Annotated in this window: 24 protein-coding genes; 13 read left to right on the top strand and 11 right to left on the bottom strand. The window is 59.3% G+C overall.

What is annotated here, in order from left to right; all coding sequences use genetic code 11:
- The first annotated feature begins 49 nt into the window (after window positions 1-49).
- Genes F4Y38_00615 through F4Y38_00605 form a run of 3 tightly spaced genes read left to right on the top strand, consistent with a single transcriptional unit; the run spans window position 50 to window position 3,462 of the window.
- The gene (locus F4Y38_00615; GenBank protein MXY47777.1) at window positions 50-1,324 is read left to right on the top strand and encodes an imidazolonepropionase; all 1,275 of its coding nucleotides are present in this window, start codon (window positions 50-52) and stop codon (window positions 1,322-1,324) included.
- On the top strand, window positions 1,321-2,568 hold the full coding sequence (locus F4Y38_00610) for a formimidoylglutamate deiminase (protein MXY47776.1): 1,248 nt from the start codon (window positions 1,321-1,323) through the stop codon (window positions 2,566-2,568). The genes F4Y38_00615 and F4Y38_00610 overlap by 4 nt, the downstream gene beginning before the upstream one ends.
- 39 nt (window positions 2,569-2,607) lie before the next feature.
- Window positions 2,608-3,462: a creatininase family protein gene (locus tag F4Y38_00605; protein MXY47775.1), complete on the top strand. Its 855-nt coding sequence runs from the start codon at window positions 2,608-2,610 to the stop codon at window positions 3,460-3,462.
- A 4-nt stretch (window positions 3,463-3,466) separates the two neighbouring features.
- Here F4Y38_00605 and F4Y38_00600 read toward each other — a convergent pair whose 3' ends face one another.
- From F4Y38_00600 to F4Y38_00585, 4 genes are all read right to left on the bottom strand, one after another.
- Window positions 3,467-4,303: a hypothetical protein gene (locus F4Y38_00600; protein MXY47774.1), complete on the bottom strand. Its 837-nt coding sequence runs from the start codon at window positions 4,301-4,303 to the stop codon at window positions 3,467-3,469.
- A gap of 101 nt (window positions 4,304-4,404) precedes the next feature.
- The gene (locus F4Y38_00595; protein ID MXY47773.1) at window positions 4,405-5,286 is read right to left on the bottom strand and encodes a GNAT family N-acetyltransferase; all 882 of its coding nucleotides are present in this window, start codon (window positions 5,284-5,286) and stop codon (window positions 4,405-4,407) included.
- A 9-nt stretch (window positions 5,287-5,295) separates the two neighbouring features.
- A complete protein-coding gene (locus tag F4Y38_00590) occupies window positions 5,296-6,027 on the bottom strand; it encodes a class I SAM-dependent methyltransferase (protein ID MXY47772.1) in 732 nt (243 codons plus the stop codon).
- Entirely contained in the window at window positions 6,024-6,707 is a 684-nt protein-coding gene (locus F4Y38_00585) for a class I SAM-dependent methyltransferase (GenBank protein MXY47771.1), read from the bottom strand. Before F4Y38_00585 ends, F4Y38_00590 begins: the two co-directional genes overlap by 4 nt.
- Window positions 6,708-6,885: 178 nt before the next feature.
- On the opposite strand from F4Y38_00585, the gene F4Y38_00580 reads away from it, so the two are divergent.
- From F4Y38_00580 to F4Y38_00560, 5 genes are all read left to right on the top strand, one after another.
- Window positions 6,886-8,295, top strand: coding sequence for an aminotransferase class V-fold PLP-dependent enzyme (locus tag F4Y38_00580; GenBank protein ID MXY47770.1), 1,410 nt, complete (start codon window positions 6,886-6,888; stop codon window positions 8,293-8,295).
- A 553-nt stretch (window positions 8,296-8,848) separates the two neighbouring features.
- Window positions 8,849-10,036: an ABC transporter substrate-binding protein gene (locus F4Y38_00575; protein ID MXY47769.1), complete on the top strand. Its 1,188-nt coding sequence runs from the start codon at window positions 8,849-8,851 to the stop codon at window positions 10,034-10,036.
- Window position 10,037: 1 nt separating this feature from the next.
- Window positions 10,038-10,793, top strand: coding sequence for a HAMP domain-containing protein (locus F4Y38_00570; protein MXY47768.1), 756 nt, complete (start codon window positions 10,038-10,040; stop codon window positions 10,791-10,793).
- Window positions 10,794-10,807: 14 nt separating this feature from the next.
- Window positions 10,808-12,115: an OFA family MFS transporter gene (locus F4Y38_00565; protein MXY47767.1), complete on the top strand. Its 1,308-nt coding sequence runs from the start codon at window positions 10,808-10,810 to the stop codon at window positions 12,113-12,115.
- 79 nt (window positions 12,116-12,194) lie between these two features.
- Window positions 12,195-12,854 carry a hypothetical protein gene (locus F4Y38_00560; GenBank protein MXY47766.1) on the top strand — a complete coding sequence of 220 codons (660 nt, stop codon included), beginning with the start codon at window positions 12,195-12,197 and terminating at the stop codon, window positions 12,852-12,854.
- A gap of 19 nt (window positions 12,855-12,873) precedes the next feature.
- Here the strand turns inward: F4Y38_00560 and F4Y38_00555 are convergent, their stop codons facing one another.
- The 3 genes from F4Y38_00555 to F4Y38_00545 form a co-directional block, all read right to left on the bottom strand.
- Window positions 12,874-13,578 (bottom strand): HAD family hydrolase, encoded by a 705-nt coding sequence (locus F4Y38_00555; protein MXY47765.1) that lies wholly within the window; start codon window positions 13,576-13,578, stop codon window positions 12,874-12,876.
- Window positions 13,579-13,677: 99 nt separating this feature from the next.
- A complete protein-coding gene (locus F4Y38_00550; protein ID MXY47764.1) occupies window positions 13,678-14,484 on the bottom strand; it encodes a methyltransferase domain-containing protein in 807 nt (268 codons plus the stop codon).
- A gap of 12 nt (window positions 14,485-14,496) precedes the next feature.
- Entirely contained in the window at window positions 14,497-14,982 is a 486-nt protein-coding gene (locus F4Y38_00545) for a GNAT family N-acetyltransferase (protein MXY47763.1), read from the bottom strand.
- Between the two features lie 67 nt (window positions 14,983-15,049).
- Between F4Y38_00545 and F4Y38_00540 the strand changes: the two genes are divergently transcribed.
- The 5 genes from F4Y38_00540 to F4Y38_00520 all read left to right on the top strand — a co-directional run bounded on the left by F4Y38_00540 (window position 15,050) and on the right by F4Y38_00520 (window position 19,302).
- Window positions 15,050-15,505, top strand: coding sequence for an HIT domain-containing protein (locus tag F4Y38_00540; protein ID MXY47762.1), 456 nt, complete (start codon window positions 15,050-15,052; stop codon window positions 15,503-15,505).
- A 104-nt stretch (window positions 15,506-15,609) separates the two neighbouring features.
- Entirely contained in the window at window positions 15,610-17,028 is a 1,419-nt protein-coding gene (locus tag F4Y38_00535) for an RNA polymerase sigma factor (protein MXY47761.1), read from the top strand.
- Window positions 17,029-17,250: 222 nt separating this feature from the next.
- Entirely contained in the window at window positions 17,251-17,682 is a 432-nt protein-coding gene (locus F4Y38_00530) for a hypothetical protein (protein MXY47760.1), read from the top strand.
- A 35-nt stretch (window positions 17,683-17,717) separates the two neighbouring features.
- Entirely contained in the window at window positions 17,718-18,257 is a 540-nt protein-coding gene (locus F4Y38_00525; protein MXY47759.1) for a GNAT family N-acetyltransferase, read from the top strand.
- 13 nt (window positions 18,258-18,270) lie between these two features.
- Window positions 18,271-19,302 (top strand): hypothetical protein, encoded by a 1,032-nt coding sequence (locus tag F4Y38_00520; GenBank protein MXY47758.1) that lies wholly within the window; start codon window positions 18,271-18,273, stop codon window positions 19,300-19,302.
- 2 nt (window positions 19,303-19,304) lie between these two features.
- Here the strand turns inward: F4Y38_00520 and F4Y38_00515 are convergent, their stop codons facing one another.
- The 4 genes from F4Y38_00515 to F4Y38_00500 form a co-directional block, all read right to left on the bottom strand.
- Window positions 19,305-19,697, bottom strand: coding sequence for a VOC family protein (locus F4Y38_00515; protein MXY47757.1), 393 nt, complete (start codon window positions 19,695-19,697; stop codon window positions 19,305-19,307).
- An 84-nt stretch (window positions 19,698-19,781) separates the two neighbouring features.
- Window positions 19,782-20,645, bottom strand: coding sequence for a helix-turn-helix transcriptional regulator (locus tag F4Y38_00510; protein MXY47756.1), 864 nt, complete (start codon window positions 20,643-20,645; stop codon window positions 19,782-19,784).
- Window positions 20,642-21,454 (bottom strand): class I SAM-dependent methyltransferase, encoded by an 813-nt coding sequence (locus tag F4Y38_00505; GenBank protein MXY47755.1) that lies wholly within the window; start codon window positions 21,452-21,454, stop codon window positions 20,642-20,644. The genes F4Y38_00510 and F4Y38_00505 overlap by 4 nt, the downstream gene beginning before the upstream one ends.
- Window positions 21,455-21,502: 48 nt before the next feature.
- Window positions 21,503-23,908 carry an FtsX-like permease family protein gene (locus tag F4Y38_00500; GenBank protein MXY47754.1) on the bottom strand — a complete coding sequence of 802 codons (2,406 nt, stop codon included), beginning with the start codon at window positions 23,906-23,908 and terminating at the stop codon, window positions 21,503-21,505.
- Window positions 23,909-23,965: the final 57 nt, after the last annotated feature.

Here is a 23,965-nt window from a genome sequence, read left to right as displayed (position 1 = left end):
ACCGTAGAATCCGGTTCGATGATCGCCGCCGTTTCGTAAGATGGGAAACATGGAATCCGTCGATCTGTACCTCCACAACGCGGAACAGGTCGTGACCTGCGCATCGCACGGACCGAAGCGCGGGACGGCCATGGCGGACGCCGGCGTGATCGAGTGCGGCGCCGTGGCGGTCAAAGACGGTCGGATCGTGGCGGCCGCCCCAGCCACGCAACTGGACGGGACATTTACGGCCGAACGTGTGATCGACTGCACGGGCCGGGCCGTTTGTCCCGGTTTCGTGGACGCCCATACCCATACGGTCTTCGGTGGAGACCGGGCGGCGGAATTCGAACTGCGGATCAAGGGCGCTTCGTACCTGGAAATCATGGCGGCGGGTGGGGGTATCGTCAGTACCGTCCGGCATACGCGGGCGGCATCCGTGGACGAACTCGCGCGCTCCGCCGCAGCCCGGCTCGACGAAATGCTGGCGCTGGGCACCACAACCGCGGAGATCAAGACCGGTTATGGCCTGAGTGCGTCCGACGAACTGAAGATGCTCCAGGTCATCGAAGGGCTCGACCGCGACCATCCCTGCGATATCGTACCCACGTTCCTGGGCGCCCACGCCGTGCCTGCCGAATTCGAAGGGAATGCCGAAGCGTACACGCGGTGCGTCATCGACGAGATCCTGCCAAAAGCCGCGGCCTGGTATGCATCGTCCCGGTTCGCGGCGCGCGGCGTTCCCATGTACGTCGACGTGTTCTGCGAAGATCACGCCTTCGATCTCGACCAGTCTCGTGGCGTGCTGGTAGCCGGGATCGAAGCCGGTTTCAAGACGAAGATACACGTGGACCAGTTCAATAGTTACGGTGGCGTTTCCATGGCCCTTGAACTCGGCGCCGCTTCGGTGGACCATCTCGACGTGACGGACCGCGCCGAAATAGAGGCACTCGGCGAATCCGGCACCATCGCAGTACCGCTTCCGGCCGTCAACTTCAACCTGGGCATGGCGGACTATGCCGACGCCCGGGCGATGATGGACGCAGGCGCCGCCGTGGCTCTCGCCACCGACCTGAACCCTGGTTCCGCGCCCTGTCCATCCATGCCCGCGGTCATGGCCATCGCCTGCAGGTACCAGCGGCTCACCCCCGCGGAAGCGTTGAACGCGTCCACCATCAACGCGGCCCACGCGATCGGGGAGGGCGAGGAGGCGGGTTCTATCGAAGTCGACAAACGGGCCGATATACTCGTATTGAAGGCGGGAGATTATCGGCATATCCCCTATTTTTTCGGTGGAAATCCGGTGCAAACCGTGATCAAGCGGGGGCGAGTAATGAGCCTATGAACCCAGGGAACGATGCGCCTGCGATTCGATTCGAAGCCGGCCGCTGGATCATGCCCGGCCTGGCTTCGGCCCACTCCCACGCCTTCCAGCGCGCCCTCCGCGGGCGGACCCAGCGGCGCACGACGCGGGCCGGCACCTTCCGGGGCTGGCGGGACGAAATGTACCGGCTGGTCCAGGGGATCGGACCGGACGACCTGTACGCGATTTCGCGTTTCGCCTATACCGAGCTGGGGATGTCCGGCGTCACGGCCGTGGGCGAGTTCCATTACGTGCATCACGGTCCCGGCGGGCGGCCCTATGCGGATCGCACCGAACTGGCGGGCGCCGTGGTTCGCGCGGCCCGGGATGTCGGTATCCGCATCTGCGTGATCCGAACGGCCTACCTTCGGGCCGGTTTCCGGCAGTCCGCGGTGCCCGCGCAGGAACGATTCATCGACCCGTCGATCGATCACGTACTCCAGGACCTGGATGACCTGAGGTCGCGTTACGGAGACGATCCACACGTAACCGTGGCCGCGGCCGCCCATAGTGTCCGGGCGGTGCCGATCTCCGATATCCGGACGCTGGCGGCGTACGCGGATGAATACGCGCTCCCTTTCCACATGCACGTCAGCGAACAACGCGGCGAGCTGGAGGAATGCAGGGCGGAGCACGGGACGACGCCCGTTTCGTTGCTTTCCAATGAAGGTGTGCTGTCCCCGCGCTTCGTGGCCGTGCACGCCACGCACCTGGAGGACGCGGAAGTCTCCGCACTGGGCGAAAACCACGCTTTCGTGTGCATATGCCGTACCACGGAAAGAGATCTCGGCGACGGACTCCCGCCCACGTCCGGACTGCTTGACGCCGGCGCGCGGCTCTGCGTCGGCGTGGACAGTCACGCCTGCGAGAACGCCTTCGAAGAAATCAGGGCCGTGGAACTGGACGAACGGTCACGCCTGGAGATACGACACGCCGCGACGGAAGCGCCGGTGCTGCTGGACGCGTCCACGAGACAGGGCTACGCAGCCAGTGGATTGGAAGCACATTGGCAGGAGGATCGAGTCCACCTGGATCCCGACGATCCGTCCATCGCCGCCATCGACCCGGATCTCGCTCCTGACGCGATCCTCTTCGGCGCCACGCCGCGGGCGGTGAAATCCGTCGTCGTCGCGGGGAGACAGATCATCGCCGAGGGCCGACACGCCCAATACGAAGAGACGTTGGCGCTGTACCGCAAATCGTTGCGTAAACTGGAGTTAATTTAAGTAAAGAATGATGGGCGAACGAAACGAAAGGAGGCCTTGATGGCATCGGTCAAGTATGACTACGCGGAGATGATCTGGAACGAGGTCAGAGACGCCGCGGCCCAGGACCGGGTCGCCCTCCTGCCGGTGGCGACCTACGAGGACCACGGACCCCATCTGCCGGTAGACGTCGACGTGGTCCTGGCGACGGAGATCTGCCGGCGCGCCGCGGCCCGCATCCCAGAAGAGGTCGTCCTCGCCCCGCCGGTGACCCACGGCTACAGCCCCCATCACATGGATTTCCACGGGACGATCACCATCCGGTGGGACACTTTCATCAACTACGTCCGGGACGTGTGCTGCAGTCTGGCCTATCACGGTTTCAAGCGCATCCTGATCATCAACGGCCACGGGAGCAACACCTCGCCCCTCGACCTGGCCGCCCGCCTGTCCGTGATCGATTTCGAAGGACGTGTCCTGTGCGCCAGTGCAAACCACTGGGGACTGAGGCTGGCGAGGGAGACGGGTAATGCGCTCCGTGATTCGGACTACGGCGGGACGTCCCACGGCGGGGAATACGAGACGTCGCTCTACCTCGCCCTGAAGCCGGACCTGGTCGAGATGGACAAGGCCGTGGACAACCGGAGCCCGCTGCCCGACAGTTTCAAGACGGACCTCCTGGCCGGCGGGCATCCCGACGGATCCGACGCCCGCCTGGTGCCCTACTGGAGCTCGGTTTCACCCAGCGGGGTCATGGGGGACGCCACCAAGGCGACGAAAGAGAAGGGTGAGCAGTTCCTGGAGGCCGCCATCAACGGCGTGATCGAACTGATCCGGGAGTTGCGCGGAACACCCATACTGGCGCGGCGCGTACAGCACGGGGATGTACCCAATACGAAGTGGAAGATGACCTAGGGGATCAGCCCCGCGACGGTTCGCTCATGGTTTCCCGGGCCTGGCGGCTTAATTCCGGCAGATGATCGTCATTGGCCATGACCTGCTCGAGGTGACGCATGCGGTCGGGAGAAGCGGTTCGAAGCATCGCCGGGCCGTACGCTTCGTCCAGCCAGAATCGGGAAGCGCCGCTGATGTAATCGCGCAGTTCCGGGATGAGACGCTCGGGATAGCGCTGGCACAGGTTCATGGTGAACATCCGTCGGTGCGTCCCGCCGCCGAACGAGGCGTGCTTGGTATTGTGGTTGAAACAGACGATGTCGCCCGGCCAGGTCTCCAGCGCCACCGCCGGCACGTCCCGCGGATCCGTATCCCACAGAGACGAACTCTCTCCCACGTGCTCCTGCAGTGCGTCCGCGTAGACGTCATCCCGCCTGTGGCTGCCGGGAATGACGCGCAGGCAGCCGGTGTCCCGCGTTAACGTATCCAGGTAAAAAGCGATTTTGATATGCAGGATTTCGGGATGCCATCCGTCCGAGTGCCACCTCGTATCGCCGGCGTAGTAGTTGCCGTCGCTGCCCATATAGTTGAAATCGTCGCCCAGCAGACTGACCGCGATTCCACGGATTCGTTCGTCGTCCAACAACGAGGAAAGGCGTTCGTGCTGGTCGATGAACGGTACGATGCAGGAGCGTTCCTTGCCGTCATGAGGCCGTCCGTGGTGCCCGCCTCCGCGTTCTGCCCAGACCTCCTCGTAGGCGTTGATGATCTCGTCGATACGATCGGCAAGTAGACCCGGAAAACCCAGGTATCCGAAGGTATCAAAGAAAGCGAGCTGCTGCTCGGTCAGTTTGCGGTCCATAACCTGTACTCCTTATTTCGGCATGGCTCATTATCCCGGCATGACAAGGCGCAGCCGGATCATCATGGGGATGTCCGGACCATTCGACGGATAACCAGGCACTAATCGGCAAGTCCTGCCGCGCATTCGAAATCGAATATGAGCGTATCGCCCAGGGGCACGTAACCGATTTTCGGGTAGATGTGGTTGGATGTGGGATTGGCAAGGTCGGTATACAGGCTACAGAATCTATAACCGCCCGCAAGCAGTTTCTTCGTCAACTGGTGAACGCACGAAGTCGCGTATCCCCGTCCGCGGAATTCCGGTGGTGTGTACACCAAACCCACGTTCGTGCCGGTCTTCATGGCCCTGGACTCTTTGGCGATCGAAACCGGTCCGTCGTGGTCCCAGATGTACATACTCTCTTCACCGATATACTTCTTCGCTTTTTCTATCGCCTCAGCAGAAACGGATGCATCCCCGACCGCCTCCTCCCGTGAGAACGCCTCGATCCACTTCGCCATCAGCGCAAGATCTCCCGTCTCGGCCAGGCGCAGGCTGCCCGGCGCGAGGGGCACATCGACGACGCTGCGAGCCTCGAATACCCGAAGTCGCGTGGCAATCGCCGCGGCGAGACCCGGGTTGGCCTTCACCCAGGCGTCCGCAAAACACCGCGCTTCCGACTCGGGTCCGACGATGCCCGGAAACTGCACGCCATTATCGCGCAGGAATCCAACGAGCCGGTCCATGGCCGCTTCGATATCCAGGTCGAACCTGCTCAGAACGATCCTGAGCGGCGGCGTCCGGATCGCCACGCCGACCGGACTTCCGCTTTCCTCGATGCTCAGAAGCAGTAGAGGCTCGTCGCCGTAATACCGGGGATCCCTGGCCAGCGTGTGCGCGAGTCCGTAGGGCAGGTTGTTCTCGCTCTCGCGTTTTTCCAGGCAGGTGCCGGAGCGTGCGAGGAGTTCACGGGCGTGGCCATGTTGCACGATGTCGTACATGCTGCACCTTCAGGGCAGTTCGTACCGGATCCACCACCAGTAGTTTCCGATGTGAATGTCCAGATTCGTGGTCAGGGGCTCGAATATGCGCTGCAGGTCTTCTTCGGTCGGGTCGTTTTCCACCATAATGTATTCGGATCCATCGGATAACTGCCGCGTCATGAACTGGTCATCGTGGCCCTCGACCCTGAAGAGCCTGCTTACCGCATCGGGGCTTGTCGGCCTGGACGACCGCATGAACACGACAGAATTCTTCTCGAGCCGTGCGTGGAAGCCATGCAGAAATTCCGTGTATCTCGAAGAAGGACAGGTGTGCAGAAACCCCGCCGCGAAACCACCGTCAAAACGCTTGTCCGGCGCGATGGATCCAAGGTCGAAGGCGTCGCCGGCCAGATAGCTGACGTTGGGCGGGTTGTCGTTTTCCTTGGCGATACGCAGCATATTGGGAGCGATCTCCACTCCCGTTACTGACTCCGCGGTCATCGCAATTTCCCGGGTCGCCGATCCCGGGCCGCTCGCAACCTCGAGCACCCTCCGGCCGCGCATGGCCTCCTGCGATTCCCGGACCATCTTGGCCTGTTCGGCGGGCAGATCAGGCGCGGGTCCGCGAGGTATCCTGTGCGGCATGTCGCCGTGGACCTGGCGCAGGTTGTAGTACTCGACGGTCGCCCGGTGCAGGTTCTCCGGTTCCAGGTCGTGCGAATCCGGCACTGGTTCCCGGTCGCGCGTTTTCTCGCTCATTCACGCACCGTTCCCGTAACGGCGAGGTAAACCTTTCCCTCGTATTGCACGGTGAAGTCCATTTCGCAGGCATCTGACATCCGTACGAAATCTGCTCCTTCGAAGTACCGCTTGTAGATCTCGTATTGCCGCCCGTCATTCAGCGTGCGTACCGTGGTGCCTTCCTTGGAACGGGATCCGCGGAACCGCGTCCAGTTGGAGTCCAGGATGACAACGCGTCCGCCGGGTTTCAGTGCGTTTCGCAGCCTTTGGAGAAACAGGTCTATCTGGCTGTCCGTGACGTGGCTGAGGAAGAACCCCACCAGTACGGCATCGTAGGACCGATCTTCCAGCGACACCTCGAGGGCGTCGGTCTTCACGAACCTGGTGATCGGCTCGACGCCATGGGCGCGCGTCTTCTCCCTTCCCTCCCCGAGCATATTCTCCGACTGGTCCACGAGCGTGATCGCCGAACAGTTGGCAGCGTAAAACTGTAGCCAGTATCCCGTGCCGCAGGGGATATCCAGGACGCTGCCGCGACAGTGTTCCCGAACGAGATGTCCCAGGGACCGGGCCTCTTCTTTGTACAGCTCCGGATCCGTAACCGTACCGGGCGGCCTGCCCAGCGTGTAGATTTCGTCGAACTCGGCCGCCCGTTCGTTGTAATACTCGTTCATGCTCTGCCGCAGGCGCGGGTCCATGATCACTCTCCCGATCGAAACTACAGGTTGCCGCGTTACGTCTTGAATGTCCTGGGTATTCAAAGTGTAAAACTGTTAATTGCCCAGTCAAGGATGCATTTATTGAAATAAGCACCGCTCGCAAACCAGGATGCCGGATTGAGGATGCCGGCAATCTCAACGAAAAAGGAGTTTAGTCATGAGATCGGAGAACGATGCAAACGACCGTCCCACGAAACGTCAGAATGTCATGGAACGGCGTCATTTCCTGAAAACCGCCGGCGTGACGGCCGGGTTGGCGACGTTTCTCGGCCCCGATTCCTTCCGGGGTGTCGAGGCGGCGGTGAATGAAGTCTCGGGACTGACGCCCCAGGAGGCCGCCCGCGACGAAGCGCTCTGGCGTGAAGTGAAGCAGGCGTATACCGTGAACCGCAGCCTGATCAACATGGATAACGGCTATGCCTGTCCTACGCCACGCGTCGTCACCGAAGCGTTCATTCGATACATATGGGAACAGGAACAGAGCCCGTACGGGGTGTTCGTGGAAAAGGCCAGGGAACGCCGCGAGGGAACCGTGAAGAAGTCCGTTGCGCGGCTGGTCGGGAGCAGCCCCGATGAAATCGCCTTCGTACGCAACACCACCGAAGCGCTCAAGACGGTCCTGTACGGAATTCCGCTGAACCCGGGCGACGAAGTCCTCACTACGACCCATGATTATCCTTCCCTGGTGCGTGTCGTGCGGAATCGGGAGCAGAAGGAAGGGATCAAGCTGGTCGAAGTGCCGGTACCCTTTCCCGCAAGATCCATGGATGAGTTGGTGAAGGTCATTGAAGAGGGCATTACATCGAAGACCCGCGTGATCCTGGTGTCCCACATCACGTACACCACCGGCCAGGTGTTTCCGATCCGGGAAATCTGCGACCTGGCTCATCGGCACGGAATCGAAGTCGTCGTGGACGGCGCCCATGCCGTCGCCCATCTGGACTTCAAGGTCTCGGACCTGGACTGCGATTACTACGGAACAAGCCTGCACAAGTGGCTCAGCGCGCCGAAAGGGACCGGCTTGCTGTACATGAAGCGCGAGCACGTCGAGAAGATCGAGCCGCTGTACGGCCCGGCCATGAGTCTCAGATACAACCCCCTGTCGAGCATGCAAAAATACGAATCCGTCGGTACCCAACCCCAGCCGCCGTTCCTCGCCATCGGCGAGGCCGTCGCATTTCACAACGCCATCGGACCGAAGCGCAAGGAAGAACGGCTTCGTTACCTGAAGGATTACTGGGCGGAACGGCTTCGGAAGCATCCCGGGATAAGGCTTTATACGTCAACGGCCCCCGAAATGAGTTGCTGTATTGCGGGGGTCGGGATCGAAGGGGCCGATCCGACCGGTATACGGGACTACCTTTGGGATGAACATCACATACGGACATCCCGGGGCCGGTACGACCGGGAGGACTCCGGTCGAACGTGGGTTCGTATCACGCCGAATCTGTATACCACGCTGTCCGAACTGGATTACTTCTGCGACGTGATGGAAGAGGTGGCGAACAACGGCCTGCCGGAACCGTACAGCGAGTACGAGTTCGATCCCAGACTAATGCGGAGGTAGGATCGTCTCTGGGAGACGGCAGCCTGTTAGACGGCAGTCTGTTAGACGGCAATCCGTTACCCGATGTTTGAAGTGGCCAGGGTGCCCCGGGGCGTTGTTTAAAGCGCCCTGGGGTGTTGCTCAGGATCACAAAAATACCTTGCAACGGGGTAGTCCCGGTCTTATCATTTTGAATCATTACAACAGTTTCCAAGACGGAAACAATTAGTACATTTCCTAAACCAGAACTTCGTACTGCGATTCCCGGTATAGTCAAAGTCCTGGCCCGGATTCGGTTGCCGGACGGCCGTGAGATGCACGAACAGGTATCTTCACGGCTCATTTGATGACGAGGAAGCGTATGAGTGGGCGTGACGGTAAAGGTCAATCAGGGGATCGGTCCGGGTCGCCTGCGCCGTTGTTAACGCGGAGGACCATGTTGCGCCGCGGCCTGGCGGGACTGCTTGCGGTTTCCTGCGCGGGCTGGGCGGGCCGGCCGGGCCAGGCAGGCCAGGCTGGCCGGAAGGACGCCGGTTCCATTTTGGGAGGTTTGAACATGGTCTCAGCACAGGAAATGGAAACCGGGTTCGAAGGCGCGACGGATGATGAGATCATCCTAGGCATGTCGGCCGCGTTCTCCGGTCCTTCCAGGGGTCTCGGCAGCGAGCTGTACCGCGGCGCCATGGCCTATTTCAATCACGTAAACGACAACGGCGGCGTGGCCGGACGCAAGATCACCCTGAAGCTTTACGACGACGGTTACCAGCCGGATCCATGCGTCCGGAACACCATGAAGCTCATGCTCGAGGACAATGTGTTTCTGCTCTTCGGGTACGTGGGCACGCCGACCGTAACGCGCGTGCTGCCTCTGCTCAAGAAGTTCCAGGACGAGCAGGTCTACCTGTTCTTCCCCTTCACCGGCGCCCAGCCCCAGCGGGAGCCGCCGTACGGTGATTTCGCCTTCAACCTTCGGGCGTCCTACCGGCAGGAGACGGCCGGGCTCGTCAACAACTTCCTCGCCGCGGGCAAGAGGAAAATCGGCGTTTTCTACCAGGCCGACGCCTATGGAAGAAGCGGATGGGCCGGGGTGAGGGCGGCGCTGGACCGGCACGGCGAGCGGCTCGCGGGCGAGGCGACCTACCGCCGGGGCTCGCGTTTCACCGGCAGCATGCGGGAGCAGGTGGAGATCCTCAAGTCCAATTCCCCGGATGCCGTCATCTGCATCGGGTCGTACGCGGCCTGTGCGGCCTTTGCCCGCGACGCGGTCGACCGCGATCTTCGCGTACCCATTGCCAACCTTTCGTTCGTGGGCAGCGAAAACATGCTCCAGTTGCTCAGCGACCTTGGGGAGGACGTGGAGACCTACTCCCGTTATCTCGTCAACTCCCAGGTGGTTCCGAGCTACGAGGACACGTCCATTCCGGCGGTGCGGGAGTACCGCGAACTGATGGAACGCTACGATCCGGCGGTTCCGGAAGAACTCGTTCAGGAGTCTTACAGCCCCTTTCCACAGAGTTTCGTGAGCCTCGAGGGTTTTCTGGACGCCAAGCTGATGACCGAGATCCTGCGGCGCCTGGGAGGAAGTCCCGACCGCGACGGGCTGGAGGAAGCGGTGTTCTCGGTCGACAACTACGATCTCGGGATCGGCGAGCGGGTCTCCTTCGGACCGGACCGCCGGCAGGGGCTGCAGACCGTCTACTATACCATCGTCCAGGAGGGCCGGTTCGTGACCCTGGAAGACTGGCAAGGCTGGCTATCCTAGCATGAAAGTACAGAAGCTCTTCCAGCGCACCCGTTTCGGGATCTTCCTGCTCTTCGGCGTCATCGTCCTCTGCACGTCCGCCCTGTGTATATACACTGTAGATACTCAGTTGAGGACGGAGTACGAGACCAACAGCCAGAATATCGCCAAGAGCATCGCCGACTCCAGCGTCGACATCCTGCTCAATCGGAACCTGGCCACGCTGCAGTCGATGATCGATCAGTTCGTCGAGATCCAGGGCATCCGGTACATTTACATCACCAGCGAGGACGGCGAGTATCTCGCCCATACCTTCGTACCGGGCATACCTGAGCAGATACTCGCGAGCGATCACGCAAATTTGGAGCCCGTAGAGCGAAGCATCCCAGGCCTGGGCGATTTCCTGGAGGTCGGCAGCCCCATCCTGGCGGGCGTCGCGGGCACAGTGCACGTCGGCATGGACCAGGACGAGGTAGCCCTTAAGATCCAACGCGCCATCGGCCAGCAGGTCATTCTCATCTGCATTTTCCTGGTCGTGGGCGTCCTCGCGTCGATCTGGCTGGTCAATCTCGCCGCCAAGCCCCTCGCAGAATTGCTCGCGTACGCCGTCAACATCGCGGGCGACAAGGAAACGGAATCCACGGCCGACGACCTCCTCGGACGCGATGACGAAGTAGGCGACCTGGCCCGCCTCTTCCGCCACATCTCTGATCAACCGCCCGGTTCCGGTGCGACCGGATCCGGTGCGCCCAGCGCGCCACCGGGAAACGCCCGGTAAGAGGAGGATAGGCGATGCGCATTCCCCGAAGCGCCATCGCGCTCTTCTGCACGGCGCTTCAGATCTGCTTTGGAACGGTCTACGCCTGGAGCTTCTTCCAGACCATACTGGTGCGCCAGATCGGCTGGACGCACACCGAGACGGCCTGGGCCTTCAGCATCGCGATTTTCACCCTCGGCGTGTCAGCGGCGTGGGCCGGAAACATGCTGCCGAAGATGGGGCCGCGCAAACTCGCGCTGATCGGCAGTTTCATGTTTGCGTGCGGGTACCTGGTCTCGGGCCTTGCGCTGCAGCTCGATTCTATCCCGCTGTTCTATCTCGGTTACGGGGTGATCGGCGGAGCGGGCATCGGCCTGGGTTACGTCACGCCGGTCGCTACCGTCGCCAAGTGGTTCCCGGACCGCAAGGGACTGGCTACCGGGATCGTGGTCATGGGGTTCGGGGTCGGGGCTTTTCTGCTCAGCAAGGGCCTGGCGCCCTTCCTCATCGTGCGGACCGCGGGCGCCTTGCCGGAAGTCTTCATCTGGCTCGGTATCATCTTCGCCCTGATTCTCATCCCCTGCAGCCTGGCCCTGTCCGATCCTCCGCCGGATGCCACGGGTCCTTCGACCACGGCCACGGCCAATCCCGACGAGGCAGACGAACCGAAGTACGCCCGGACCTACCTGGGCACCACGCAGTTCGTCTTCATGTGGATCGTCTTCTTCTTCAACATCGCGGCGGGGATTTCAGTCGTCAGCTTTCAATCGGAGATTCTCCAGGAGATATGGGGCCTGGCGGATGATTCCATCGAACCGACCACGCTGGCCGAGTACGGTGCCACGCTCATCGCGGTGAGTTCGATCTGCAACGGCCTCGGGAGGCTCTTCTGGGGACTGCTGTCCGACAAGTTCGGACGCGTTACGGTCTTCAGGGTGCTGCTCGGCAGCCAGATGGTGGTCTTCGGCATACTCATGACGGAGACCAACCCCTGGGTTTTCTCCGCCCTGGTCTGCTACGTGCTGCTCTGCTTCGGCGGCGGCTTCGCCACCATGCCTTCCTTCGTCCTCGACGTGTTCGGCACGAAGAAGATGTCCACCATCTACGGCGCGGTGCTCACCGCGTGGGCGGCCGCGGGGATCTTCGGGCCGCTGTACGTGGGGTACCTCAAGGACGTCTATCCCGACCGCGCGGTCATGTACTGCTTCCTCATCGGGATCCTCATGCTCGGCGCCGGCTACCTGTTCTCCTACCTGTTGAACGACGGCCGGATCCGCCTGGGCCGCCCGACGCTCGAGACCACGCTGCAGCGGTACGGTATCGCCGTGCCGGGGCGGGGTTGAGGTGGGTGAGAGGTTGAGTTGAGGGACAGCGCAAGTCCATTTTTATTTCAATATAAAGTGAAATTTACGGGAAAATACGATGCGAAGCCTGAGATTCGGTTTCATTGTCGTCCAACTGCTGGGTCTGGAGACATCCCCCGCCCTTGCACAAGGGGTTACGGGATCCGTCCACGTGGGCACGCTCGGGATCGGGGCGCAGGTCGCTACGCCACTCGCAAGCCGGATCAACTTCCGGGGAGGGATCGATATTCAGCCGGTCAGCTTCGAAGTCTCCGTGGAGGAGGTGGATTTGGATGTGGAACTTCCCGCTGCTACCGTGACGGCCGTGGTCGATCTGTACCCGAACGAAAGCGGCTTCCGGCTGAGTGCGGGCGTGCTCTACTTCGGGGGGTCCCTTGGACTCGAGGGTGCTCCGACGGAAGATTTGGAGCTTGGGAACAACGTATACACGCCGGCCCAGGTGGGCACGATCCGCGGATCGCTCGGGACCTCCAGCCTTGCTCCCTACGCGGGCTTCGGATGGGGAAACGCCATCGTGTCCGGTTTCGGCTTTGCACTGGATGTCGGGCTAGCCTACCACGGGACGCCGGAGTTCAGCCTCGAGGCTACCGGTCCCGTATCCTCGGACCCGCAGTTCAGAATGGACCTGGATGCGGAGGCCGAATCGGCCAACCAAGACATCCCCGGCGTCGCATCCGTGTATCCGGTCCTGAAACTGGGTCTCAGCTACGGGTTCTAGCCAGATGGCGGAATCTGCCTCAGTTTCCATTTTGCCCTAGACCTAAAACCCCGGGCAGGTCGGCCAGAGAGGTGAATTCAACGTCGGGCTTGACCTCGGCGTCACTTTCCATTCCTTCACGATTCAGCCAGACCGTTTTCGCTCCGGCTCCATGGGCACCCATTACGTCGTTCTCGAACGAATCCCCCACGTGTAGAAGCTCGTCCAGTGAACAGCCCGCTTCCCGTGCGGCGATCTCAAAGATCCTCCGATCGGGCTTTCGAACCTGCACATCCTGCGAAAAGACCACGAAAGCAAAACGCCCCTTGAGCCCGCATCGCTCGGGGTAACTGTTCCCGTTGGACAGCAGGCCTAGTTTGAAGTGCGGCGCAAGCCGATCGAGGGCCGGTATTACGTCCGGATACAGCTCGATGTCTTCGAAGCGATGTTTCAGGTAGAGTTCATTCAGATGGACGGCGAGATCGCGGTCCGGAGAGCCTATGCTTTCGAGCGTCCGCTCGAAGGCGAGGAGTCTGAGTTCCTCGTGGTTCCAGGTTCGCCCCTGCTCGTCCTCCTCGATCTTGTTGCGGATCGCGATCATCTCTTCCACCGTGAGGACCGCGGCGTCTTGCGTCGGAACCAGCCGGCGCAGTTCCGCCAGGGCTTTCTTCAATGAATGACGCATGACCTTTTGAAAGTCCCACAGGGTCATGTCGCCGTCGAAGGATATGGCTGAGATCGGCATTATATGGCCTCTGCATTTGGACCAAACTTATAGACGAAGGTAGCCCGGGATGACCCGCTGGAACGCTTCGTCGCAACGATTCACATTTACCGGCACTCGTCAGGGCGCCTTCGCGACGGAGAGGATGTGCGCGCTCACGCCGATGAGTGAGGATTCCGTCTCGACCAACTTAAGGAAAGTGAGCAGATCCTTACGCTTTGCCTCGTCCGCCCAAAGCTCGTCGAAATTGCCAAGCAGCCACGCCGGGCCTTCCAACCCGATTGTCCTTTCCAGGTCGAAACCTGCGTCCGTGATCTCTTCTTCGAGGTCCTCAGTCCGATGGAAGCAGGCCGTGGTGAAGTATCGGGGATCCATTTCCGGGTTTTCGTGTCGACCCTCGTTCAGATCCTTCAGGACGACTTTGGCGAACTCGGGATTGAAGAGATACCCCTGCTTGATGCCGTCCATGAACGAAGCGAACCGGGAGATGGCTGCACAGATTAGGACACCTCCCTGTTTCAACACGCGAAGGGATTCCTCAAGCGCGCCGATCCGGTCCGACCGAGCTGGAAGGTGATATAGAGGACCCATCAGAAGGACCGCGTCCATGGAATCCGTCTCGAAGTCCAGGTTTCTTGCGTCTCCAACCGCTACGCTCTTCAGGATACCGTCTTTGTTCCGTTCCTTCGCCTGCTCGATGTGGCGCGGGACAAAGTCCAGCAGATGGACTTCGTAGGACTGCTCGGCAAGCCAGAAGGCATAGGCGCCCGGCCCTCCGCCTGCATCAAGAATGCGGGCCGGCGGTGCGGGAAGATTTTCCCGAAGGATTTCCCGGGTCCTCTCGCCTTCCAACCGGGCGGTTCCCTTCTCGAGCCGGTCAGATTCGTGCTCAATCTCTTCGTAGTATCGGATTACGTTACGGTCCACCTTGAACTCCGGTCATGGTTTGACCTGCTTCGAAATCCAGATCTCTTCGGGGCATCCGGGGTTGTCCGTCCTGGATCGCTTGTACACCTTGAATCCGTGTTTCCGGTAGAATCGCCTGGTCAATTCGTAGGGTTGGTACGCGACACTATCGCCCAGCGTGTACGTCGCCAGCACGTCTATTCGCAGTTCCCGAGCTTTTGCTTCGGCCGCTTCCAGGAGACGGCTGCCAATACCGCGCCCGTGCAACTGCCTGTCGACTGCAAGCCAGCCGATGTGCATCGGTCCCTCTGCGACGTACAGGGTAATAAACCCGACCACCCTTTGTTCCCTGATGGCCACAAACCCCATCTGATGTCGAATATCAGTGGGGACAGACCTGGTTCTGGCGGTTTCGTCAAACCATTCGGGAAGGTTCTCTACGACGGCAAGAATCCCGGCATGGTGTTTCGTCTCAAGGGGTTCGATTCGGGGACCCTTCAGTTCGATTCGCACACACATGTGATCGCTTTTTTTGCTGCCGGGTCAATTGAAATTAACCCTGATTTGTGACTGTATTCGAGTGTAAATTACACACTTACCCTTAGATCGTCTATGCCATTTAATCAAGTTGACCAGGAGACCGAGTGTCCATCCGACAGGAAACCGGAAGGAGTGTGCTAGAGTGGCACGGCGTGACTGGTACTGCGAAGATGTACTTTCAGGTAAGCTCGATGTGGAACGTGTTTATGAAGACGAGTTGGTCCTGGCGTTTCATCATCTGAATCCCGTGGCCGATGTCCATGTCGTTGTGATACCAAAAGCCCACGTAACCGGGCTTATGGATGAGGCAGCATTGGATGGAGACCTGCTTTCTTCGATGGTCCAGGCTGTCCAGCAAACGGCGACTTCGTCCGGCCTGCTGGATGGCGAAGGTTTTTATGTACGGGCTAATGCGGCAGCGCCGGGCGTCACTTCACATATGCACTGGCACGTTATTGGGCCGGGAGCGGGTGCGGACTGGCCGGAGTCCAGATCAGGATGAGTGCGCTCGAACCACCACAGTACACAACGAATCGGCGGTCGATTTCGCCTCGTGAACCTTTCCCCCTCGAACTTCGCCCTGTTAGATGAAGGGAGAGCGATCTAATGGGGTTCCTCGATGATCAAAGGCTGGTCCAACAGATTCGGTCCGGCGACGACCAGGCCTTCGTGACGCTGATCCGCCGCTACGAGCGTTCGCTGGCTGCATTGATCCGGGATCGAATCGGTGCCGTGGACGCGGTCGAAGACGTGCTGCAGGAGACGCTCGTTCACGCCTGGTCGGGGCTGCGTGACAGGGCTCCCCGGCATGTTCGGGCCTGGCTCTACCAGGTCGCGCGAAACCGTTGCGCCGACTACCTGCGCTCTGTGCAACGCAGGGAGCGATTCGTAGACTCAGAGGAACTCGCAACCATGATAGACCGCTACGGCGTGCCGACGGCACGCCAACGTCGGGCAGCGGAGGACGTGATCGGTGCTTTCGATCACGTACCCGATAAGGAGCGGGCGGCACTCAGGTCGTTCTACCTGGATGGGTTGAGCATAGCGGAAATCGCGGCCCGGCATCGCTGTCCATCGGGAACCATCAAGCGGCGGTTGTCCCACGGCAGGGACATGGTTCGGAGCGAACTGGGCGTCACCATGAACAGAAGGAGTACGGCCATGAGCGCAGAAATCAGATCAGGGAAGAAGGGTTTTCCGGAACTTCGGCCCCACATATCCATCGAGAAAAGTACAGGTGACCCATTCACCATCGATTTCCGGGAGCTTGCCTGGTGGTTCATCGTTCCCGAAATCGGCGAGCAGGTCCGTTGGGCCGACTACGAACCAACGCGGGATGGAACGGCCTGGAAGTTGACCGAGGACAAAACCGCGGCCGCCCGCCGACACGCGATTATACACGGACGGGAGTGCGTCGAGATCGAGATCGAGGAACATCGCCATAAGGACCGGGAAGGGCTTCTCCCGCTCAACCATGATCCGGACAAGATAACCCGCCATACCCGGTTCTGGGGCAGTCTGACGGAGACGGAAGTACATTGGCTGGCCGTCGAGAGCATGAAATACGATGGCACCAGGGAACTGTTGACTTGTCTAGATGAGGACTTTGGGTGGGATTGGGGTATGTCGACTCGTCATATCGAAAACAAGGGCTTCCTTTTGGAGCAAACCGATGGTACGTTGACGAAAATCCCGGATGCGCCTCAGGTGTTCTCGCACGGCCGCTATACGGTGCATATCGGCGATCGGACATTCGAATGCATGCGCGTGTTCGACATCGACGAAGATGCGTCCGAGCGAGCAGTACTGGTCATGGCGTACGTCACCCGCGCGGGCCGCACGATTTTGTTCCGCCGCTACAACGGGAATCTCTGGGGAAAGCGGGAGAAGCCGCCCCACTCCTGGGGCGTCGAAATGACCTGGGAAGAGGATCTGCCGCATACCGACCGGCTGGTGATCGACGGAGTCAAGTACGTGCATCACTACGACAGCCTGACGGACGCGGCCTGTGGACTGAGCGCGTAATCGGAGCAGTAAATAACGGAGCGAGTGCGTGAATATCACTAGATTCAACACCAAGAATCCGACTCTCATCTTTAAGCCGCTTCGAAGCATGTATGCGTTCGGAAAATGCGGCATCATGCATTTATTCGACCAGGGTGATACATTAAAATACGTTCGGAAAGCAGATTTTAGGGGTGATTCGTACGCCATACGGGGAGCGAACCAATTAGCGCGAGAATCTCATTGGACGAATACCGCAATCGAAATCGCGTCCCAGTCTGGGGAGTTCCCGAAAACACTCGATGGTGGTTTACCGTCGTCTATCTGGCACTCACGGCAGCAGGCCATGTTATTATCTGGAAATTCGGGGTTTACGCTCTTTCAATCGAGCTTGTATTGGACTACATTATCAAGATAGGTGTATCATCGATATTCACGACGTTTACTATTATTGAAGGAGTTGACTTCATGGGATGGCTCTACGAATCAATAAAGCAACGACACAGGGAGCAGGGTCGTGAAGAAGGCCGCGAGGAGGGTCGGCGAGAAAGAGACCAGGCCTACAAAGAGTGGATCAGCAGGGAACAGGAGGCTGGGACACTTGGCACACCTAAGCAAAGTCCACCACCGTTTCTTGATGATGCTGTCTCACAACCAGAACGAGGCTCGGTATAAACCGTATTAGCACGAGTCGTCTGGAACTGGTATCGATGTGCCCGGAACTGCTGGAAGCGCTACTTGCCCGGAATCGGGAGTTGGCAGAGAAGATTGGCGGCTTTACGATACCGGAAGATTTCGTGATCACCGTTCGCACTTTACGCACGCGACTGAGACAACTACATGCTCGTCCGGAAGCACAGCCCTGGTTGTTGCGGGCCATTGTCTTAAAGCAGTCACAGACGATGTGCGGACGAATCGGCTTCCATTCCGAGCCGGGTCCCGAGGAGCTGCGAAATGTAGCGGCGGATGGTGTAGAACTCGGCTATGAAGTTGGTGAATCCTTCCGCCGACAGGGCATAGCCAGGGAAGCGGCACTTAGGCTGATGAAATGGGCGTATGAAGAAAATGATCAGCGTTGTTTTGTCCTGTCGATTGACCCGGGTAACACCCCATCCTTGAAATTGGCCCGGTCGATGGGGTTTCGAGAAACAGGTTATCATATTGATGAAGAGGACGGCCTGGAACTGTACTTCGCGCGACGGTTGCAACGTTGGCCTGTCGAATGGGCAACTGCATACGGGCGCTGTTGAGTAGGAAGCTTGAATGCCGAGACAGGATTTCAGAAACAGACCAATCGAGGAAGTCAAGGCCCTGCTCAATAGCCGGCGTGGTCTATTACCGCTCGAATTGCACAGCGACACCCGCGAGATCTCGTGGCTAGACTTTGGGGACATGCATCTGCGCGAGACCTTTCTCGAGATCTCCGCGGAAGAACGACTGTCGCAGCATGCCGACGCATTGTCCGTGGTAACCGACCTCGCCGTGCTTGAGACACCTGATCTTTACGATGACACACTTTTGCCTTCCGGGTTCATCTTCCACGTCGGGCGATGCGGTTCGACCTTGCTTGCCAAGGTGTTGTCGAACCTGGACAGGCACATAGTCATCAAGGAAGCGGAACCTGTACAGCAATTGTTAGGTGTCGAATACGACGAGATATTCAGAGAAAAACGCGCATCTTATTTCCAGTCCTTGCTCAACATATATGGACACAGGCGGCTGCCTGTACACGAACGATTCTTCGTTAAGTTCTCCAGCAATCACGTTAAGCGGTTGGATATGATCCGAGGGCTCTATCCCGGCGTACCCTGGTTGTTCCTCTATCGAAATCCCTACGAGATCATCCCGACCTCGCTCGACGGACCCGCGTGGTTCATCCGCAACAAGAATACCGCCGAAGGCGCTTTCGAAGCCGCTCTTCCGATTGAAGCCATCAAACGGATGAGCGATCTGGCCTTCAGTGTGCAGGTTGAATCCTCCACGCTTCGGATCGCCGTTGAAAACACCTGCGATCACTGCCTGTTCGTGGACTATACACAGTTGAGGCCGGAAAACCTCCCCCGGATCCTTCGCTTCTTCGGAATCGAGGTGACCGGGGAGGAATACGACAGTATGATCGAGCAGTTCGGATTCTACTCGAAGAGCGATGGGGAGACCGTGCCGTTTGTGCCGGACAGCGCAGCGAAGCAAGATAAAGTGACGGACGAGATCAGAGAGGCCATCAAGGAGGAACTGTGGGCACTGTATCAGTCCCTCCAGAACTCGGAACGTAACCTGGAGCGGGTCTATTCCTGAAGCTATTCCTGGTGGGGGATCTCGGCCATGAGCGCCAGGATGTTCGCCTCGCTGTCCCGGAAGAACGCCATCCATAGTTCGTGGTCCTGAAGATCGGCGATCTTGTGTGGCCGTCCAACGAACCGTACGTCCCTGTCCTTCATAATACGGTAGGCGTCCTGGATATCGTCGACTTTGTAATACAGTATTGAAGTGTGGATATCTTCAAACCCCTCCTCCGGGATATTCAACATGAGACGTACGCCCGCGCAGTCGAAGAACGCCATGTTCGGCACCTGGAACAGGAACGGCATGCCCAATTGATCGCGATAGAAGGCAACGGCTCGGTCGAGATCCTGCACCGTGACGGAAACCTGACCGATGGCCGAAAGGCCGAATTCGTTATGTTGCGACATGTTGGACCTCCTGTGGTTAGGATTCGATAGTCGTAAATGTCAAACCTAAAATACAGAAATCCTCTGCCGCAAACTTCTTCGAAATCACTTTTTTGACCTGCGGTATTGTCTCGGCGAGATTCCGTGTCGACGGCGAAATAGCCAGCTGAACGAACCCGGACTTGCGAATCCCACTTCGTAGGCTATCTCAGTCACGCTTCGGTCTGTCGTCTCCAGTAGCCTGGCGGCTCGCTCCAGTCGCTTCATAACGAGATACTGGTGTGGGGTTCTGCCGACAATCTCGCGAAACCTGCGCAGGAAGTGATTCGGGGAGAGACACGCCACCGCTGCCATCGAATCGAGGGAAACGGGATCCGAGAGGGAGGAACACATGTAATCTCGGGCCGTGTGGATGCGTCGGTAAATCTCGGTTCGCGTCACCGCACGAACGGCCTTGACGGACGCAACTTCCTTTAATATCTGCTGATGTGCGCTCAGCAGTCCAACCATCACCGCGTGCATCTGCTCCTCGACCCACCCGGGTTCTTCGCGTCTCAGCAAATATGCTGATCTGAACCGGCTCAAGGCCGGCGTCAGAACGCGGTCTTGTGGACGGGCAGTCTGGAAGAATTCCAGCCGGCGCGAGCGTCTTTCAGGATCATCGAGCAACGTAACAGCCTTCGAGTTTACGGATGCACAGACCTCCTCAGCAAATCCATCCCTGAAGAAGATACAGAATGCTTCGACTTTCGAAGGCGAGTCGATCGATACAGCGTATTCCTGTCCGTGATTCAGCACCAGGTACGATTTATCGTCGACTTCGATCGCATGGTTGCCGATTTCATACTTCGCCGAGCCGTTGGAGAATGATTTAATCGACAAGCCTCCCTTGCCCTTCCAATGATGGTACTTGCCGGCGGCATTCAGCACAGTGTTGGTCGCCGTACGTCCGTATGCGGGTCCATTCATGTCGAATTCCTCCGGCCCACGTAGAGGATGTGTCTCGAGGCGGCCACGATGCTGGGCTCCGAACTGATTTCGAAAAGGAGATTCAGCCAGCGCTCCCGCACATCACCCTCCAACCTGTTGTAACTTTCGTCGTCCGCGGAAATGGCCGGCTCTACCCCGGCGATCTGCAACGTGTGGAAACCCACCTTTTCGTGTATGGGCGCGATCTCCTCCAAACGGGAAAAGTGTCCCCGGAAGCCGCCTCTGGGCGCATCATCCGGCCGACGGCCTTTTTCGATCAACCAACGCACCTCGTCGCGGTTCTCGATCCACGAAGGGTTCTTCTTGATCAGGTTGCCGAAATTTCCGAACCTGGAAAGCCAGGCGGACAGGACGACTCCACCCGGTTTCAGACAATCATACGCCGAACGCAGCGCTGCCGTTCTGTCCTCTTCAATCACCAGATGGTACATAGGACCCAGAAGGAGGACTGCCTCGAAAGCACCGCGGGGGACTTGCTCCAGCGTGCGGGCGTCCCCCGTCATGAAATCGATCCGGTCAGCAAGACCGAGTTCATCCGCCCTGGCTTTGCATCGAGTGGTAAATTCATCGGAAAGATCCACGGCAGTGATCTGGAATCCGCACCGAGCCAGCGGAAAGGTGTACGCACCGGTGCCGAAACCCACATCGAGGATTTCGCCCTGGTCGGGCAAATACCGGTCAAGGTAGCGCCAAGTAACTTCGGCCTCCAGCTGCCGGTGCACCAACCGGCCGGCCTCCCTTTCCCAGCCTTCGTTGTAGAATGCGCGTATGTCGGAAAGATCATCCATGGTACTGCAACTCCGTGGGAATCCGGATTTCCTTCCAACTCAATCTCATCAGTTCTGCTTCAGCGCGTTCACCGGGTTCCTGCCCGCCGCAGCCAGCGCATGCGCACCGATCGTCAACCAGGCGATAACGAGTGCGACGACGCCTCCCGCGATGAACCACGCGAAGCTGATTCCCGCTGAATAGGCGTAGTTCTGCAGCCAACGCGCCATAACGAAATACGCAAGCGGCCAGGCGATGACATTGGCGAGCAGGACATACTTCATGAAGTCCCTGGAGAGCAGCAGCACGATATCTGAAACGGTGGCTCCGAGCACCTTTCGGATCCCGATCTCACGGGTTCTCTGCTGGATTGAGAAAGAAGCCAGCCCGAGAAGACCCAGGCACGCGACGAAGATCGCGAGAAAGGCGAAGACCGCGAAGACCGTACCCAGTTGGTTTTCGGCGCGGTAGAGGCTGTCTAAATCGTCGTCGAGGAACGTGAATGCCAGGGGATAGAGGGGATCGACCTCCCGCCACACTTCCCGGATCCGGGAGATGATGTCCGTTACGTCCTCCGGCCTGATCCGGATAAGCACGTCGGTGAAGTAGAGGGCATGGTGCGTGAAAACGATCGGCTCGATTTCCTCGCGAATCGATTGGAGGTGGAAATCCTCCACGACCCCCAGAACGCGTCCCCGCAATCCACCGTACTCGATCCATTCGACCGGCATGCCGATCGCGTCGGGAGGCGCTTTCCAGCCCAGTTTAAATGCCGCGGTCTCGTTGAGCAGGAGTACCATGGTCGAATCCCTGCTCCATTCGACCGGAAAGTTTCGGCCCGCCACGAGATCAATTTCCATGACGTCCAGGAACCGGTCGTCCGACGTGAGCACGGACACGATCAGGTTGTCCTCGGGGCTCATCTCATCGGAACGAACGGCCATAATCCTCGGTGCCTTCACGCCGGGTACCCCATCGGTCGTCGCCATTCCGACCACGCCGGGCATCTGCGCCAGGCGCTGTTTCAGTACCAGGATGTTTTCCCGTTGCTCCTGTCCCGTGATTTTCACGACCATCACGTGCTCTTTGTTGAAACCGAGTCTCATGTCCTGTATGTACGCGAGCTGGTCGTAGATGACGGCGGTGCTGACCAGCAGAAAGATGGACATGACGAATTGGATTACCACCAGGACCTGCCGAAGTCCCATCCCATGCGTTCCAGACTTCAAACTTCCTTTCAAAACTTCGGTGGGCAGGAAGCCCGAGAGGTAGACCGCGGGATAGCTGCCGGCTGCTACTGCGATCACGAGGGTACCCGCCACGAGCGCCCCCAGCACCAATCCGTTCGTCAGCGCGAAGTCCAGTTGCTTTCCGGCCAGCGCGTTCACGCCGGGCAGGCAGAGGTACACAAGTGCGATCGCGACGATCATGGCGAGTCCCGTCATAACGACGGCTTCTCCCAGGAACTGCCCCAGCAACTGGTACCGGTTGGCCCCCATCACCTTGCGTACGCCCACTTCCCTGGCGCGCATGGCCGACCGCGCCGTGGCCAGGTTCACGAAGTTGATGCACGCGATGAGCGGTATCAGCAGCGCGATGATCAGGAAGAGCACCACGTAGCGGAAATCACCGTTGGGCTCGAGTTCGCTGTCCCGGTGCGAATGCAGGTGAATGTCCAGCAGGGGCTGCAACGAAGGTCTCAATACCTTGGTCGATTCACTGAACCTGCCTGATTTGTTCCGTTCCAGAAAGGCGGGCAGTTGCGCTTCCAGGTCATCCGGAGAGGCGTTTTCATGCAGCATGATGTAGGTATATTGATTCTCGTGCATCTCCCACTCATCGAGGCTGTTCGGATACAGGGCGTTTCGTGTCAAGAGGGATATGATCATATCCGGGCGCAGATGCGAATTGGCGGGTATGTTCCGCATGACGCCGGACACCGTGAAATCCCACTGGTTATCCCCCCTGAGGACTTTCCCCATGGGATCTTCGTCGCCGAAGTACTTGAAGGCCATTTCCTCCGAGATCACGATCGAATACGGTTCGGTCAGCGCGGTCCGGGGATCGCCGGTGACAAAGGGTATGGAGAACATGTCAAGCAGGGCCGCGTCGGCCCAGATGACCTTCTGCTCGTAGAATCGCTTTTCCTCATGCATGATGAACCAGGCCGATGTCGTGCCCCTCACCCGGGCGAACAGCTCGATTTCAGGGAAATCACGTTTCAAGGCAGGTCCCCAACCCGAGGGCGAACCCGCCGTCCGGACGGTCTGACCGGCGCTTTCAATGTCATCGACGACCCGGTAGACCCGGTCGGCATGGGGATGATATCGATCATAGCTCAACTCGTCCCAGACGTAGAGCAGGATCAGCATGCAGGCCGCCAGCCCGATCGCGAGCCCCACGATGTTGATGAGCGTGTAGGAGGGGTACCTGAGGAGGTTGCGCAGGGCGATGGTGAGGTAGTTATGGAGCATGGGATCTCAACCGATCTGAACTTCTTTTCTAAAGTTTCCGTAGTCAGAAGAGGCAGC

It is taken from the genome of Gemmatimonadota bacterium (genome assembly GCA_009838645.1).
Classification (GTDB): Bacteria; JAAXHH01; JAAXHH01; order JAAXHH01; family JAAXHH01; genus JAAXHH01.
The sequence above is the reverse complement of the archived record's forward strand: the minus strand, read 5'-3'. Positions and strand labels throughout refer to the sequence as shown.

Coding starts and splice junctions, on each gene's coding strand:
- F4Y38_00615 (MXY47777.1), top strand. CDS start 50: ATGGAATCCGTCGATCTGTACCTCCACAACGCGGAACAGGTCGTGACC.
- F4Y38_00610 (MXY47776.1), top strand. CDS start 1,321: ATGAACCCAGGGAACGATGCGCCTGCGATTCGATTCGAAGCCGGCCGC.
- F4Y38_00605 (MXY47775.1), top strand. CDS start 2,608: ATGGCATCGGTCAAGTATGACTACGCGGAGATGATCTGGAACGAGGTC.
- F4Y38_00600 (MXY47774.1), bottom strand. CDS start 4,303: ATGGACCGCAAACTGACCGAGCAGCAGCTCGCTTTCTTTGATACCTTC.
- F4Y38_00595 (MXY47773.1), bottom strand. CDS start 5,286: ATGTACGACATCGTGCAACATGGCCACGCCCGTGAACTCCTCGCACGC.
- F4Y38_00590 (MXY47772.1), bottom strand. CDS start 6,027: ATGAGCGAGAAAACGCGCGACCGGGAACCAGTGCCGGATTCGCACGAC.
- F4Y38_00585 (MXY47771.1), bottom strand. CDS start 6,707: ATGGACCCGCGCCTGCGGCAGAGCATGAACGAGTATTACAACGAACGG.
- F4Y38_00580 (MXY47770.1), top strand. CDS start 6,886: ATGAGATCGGAGAACGATGCAAACGACCGTCCCACGAAACGTCAGAAT.
- F4Y38_00575 (MXY47769.1), top strand. CDS start 8,849: ATGGAAACCGGGTTCGAAGGCGCGACGGATGATGAGATCATCCTAGGC.
- F4Y38_00570 (MXY47768.1), top strand. CDS start 10,038: ATGAAAGTACAGAAGCTCTTCCAGCGCACCCGTTTCGGGATCTTCCTG.
- F4Y38_00565 (MXY47767.1), top strand. CDS start 10,808: ATGCGCATTCCCCGAAGCGCCATCGCGCTCTTCTGCACGGCGCTTCAG.
- F4Y38_00560 (MXY47766.1), top strand. CDS start 12,195: ATGCGAAGCCTGAGATTCGGTTTCATTGTCGTCCAACTGCTGGGTCTG.
- F4Y38_00555 (MXY47765.1), bottom strand. CDS start 13,578: ATGCCGATCTCAGCCATATCCTTCGACGGCGACATGACCCTGTGGGAC.
- F4Y38_00545 (MXY47763.1), bottom strand. CDS start 14,982: ATGTGTGTGCGAATCGAACTGAAGGGTCCCCGAATCGAACCCCTTGAG.
- F4Y38_00535 (MXY47761.1), top strand. CDS start 15,610: ATGGGGTTCCTCGATGATCAAAGGCTGGTCCAACAGATTCGGTCCGGC.
- F4Y38_00525 (MXY47759.1), top strand. CDS start 17,718: ATGTGCCCGGAACTGCTGGAAGCGCTACTTGCCCGGAATCGGGAGTTG.
- F4Y38_00520 (MXY47758.1), top strand. CDS start 18,271: ATGCCGAGACAGGATTTCAGAAACAGACCAATCGAGGAAGTCAAGGCC.
- F4Y38_00515 (MXY47757.1), bottom strand. CDS start 19,697: ATGTCGCAACATAACGAATTCGGCCTTTCGGCCATCGGTCAGGTTTCC.
- F4Y38_00510 (MXY47756.1), bottom strand. CDS start 20,645: ATGAATGGACCCGCATACGGACGTACGGCGACCAACACTGTGCTGAAT.
- F4Y38_00505 (MXY47755.1), bottom strand. CDS start 21,454: ATGGATGATCTTTCCGACATACGCGCATTCTACAACGAAGGCTGGGAA.
- F4Y38_00500 (MXY47754.1), bottom strand. CDS start 23,908: ATGCTCCATAACTACCTCACCATCGCCCTGCGCAACCTCCTCAGGTAC.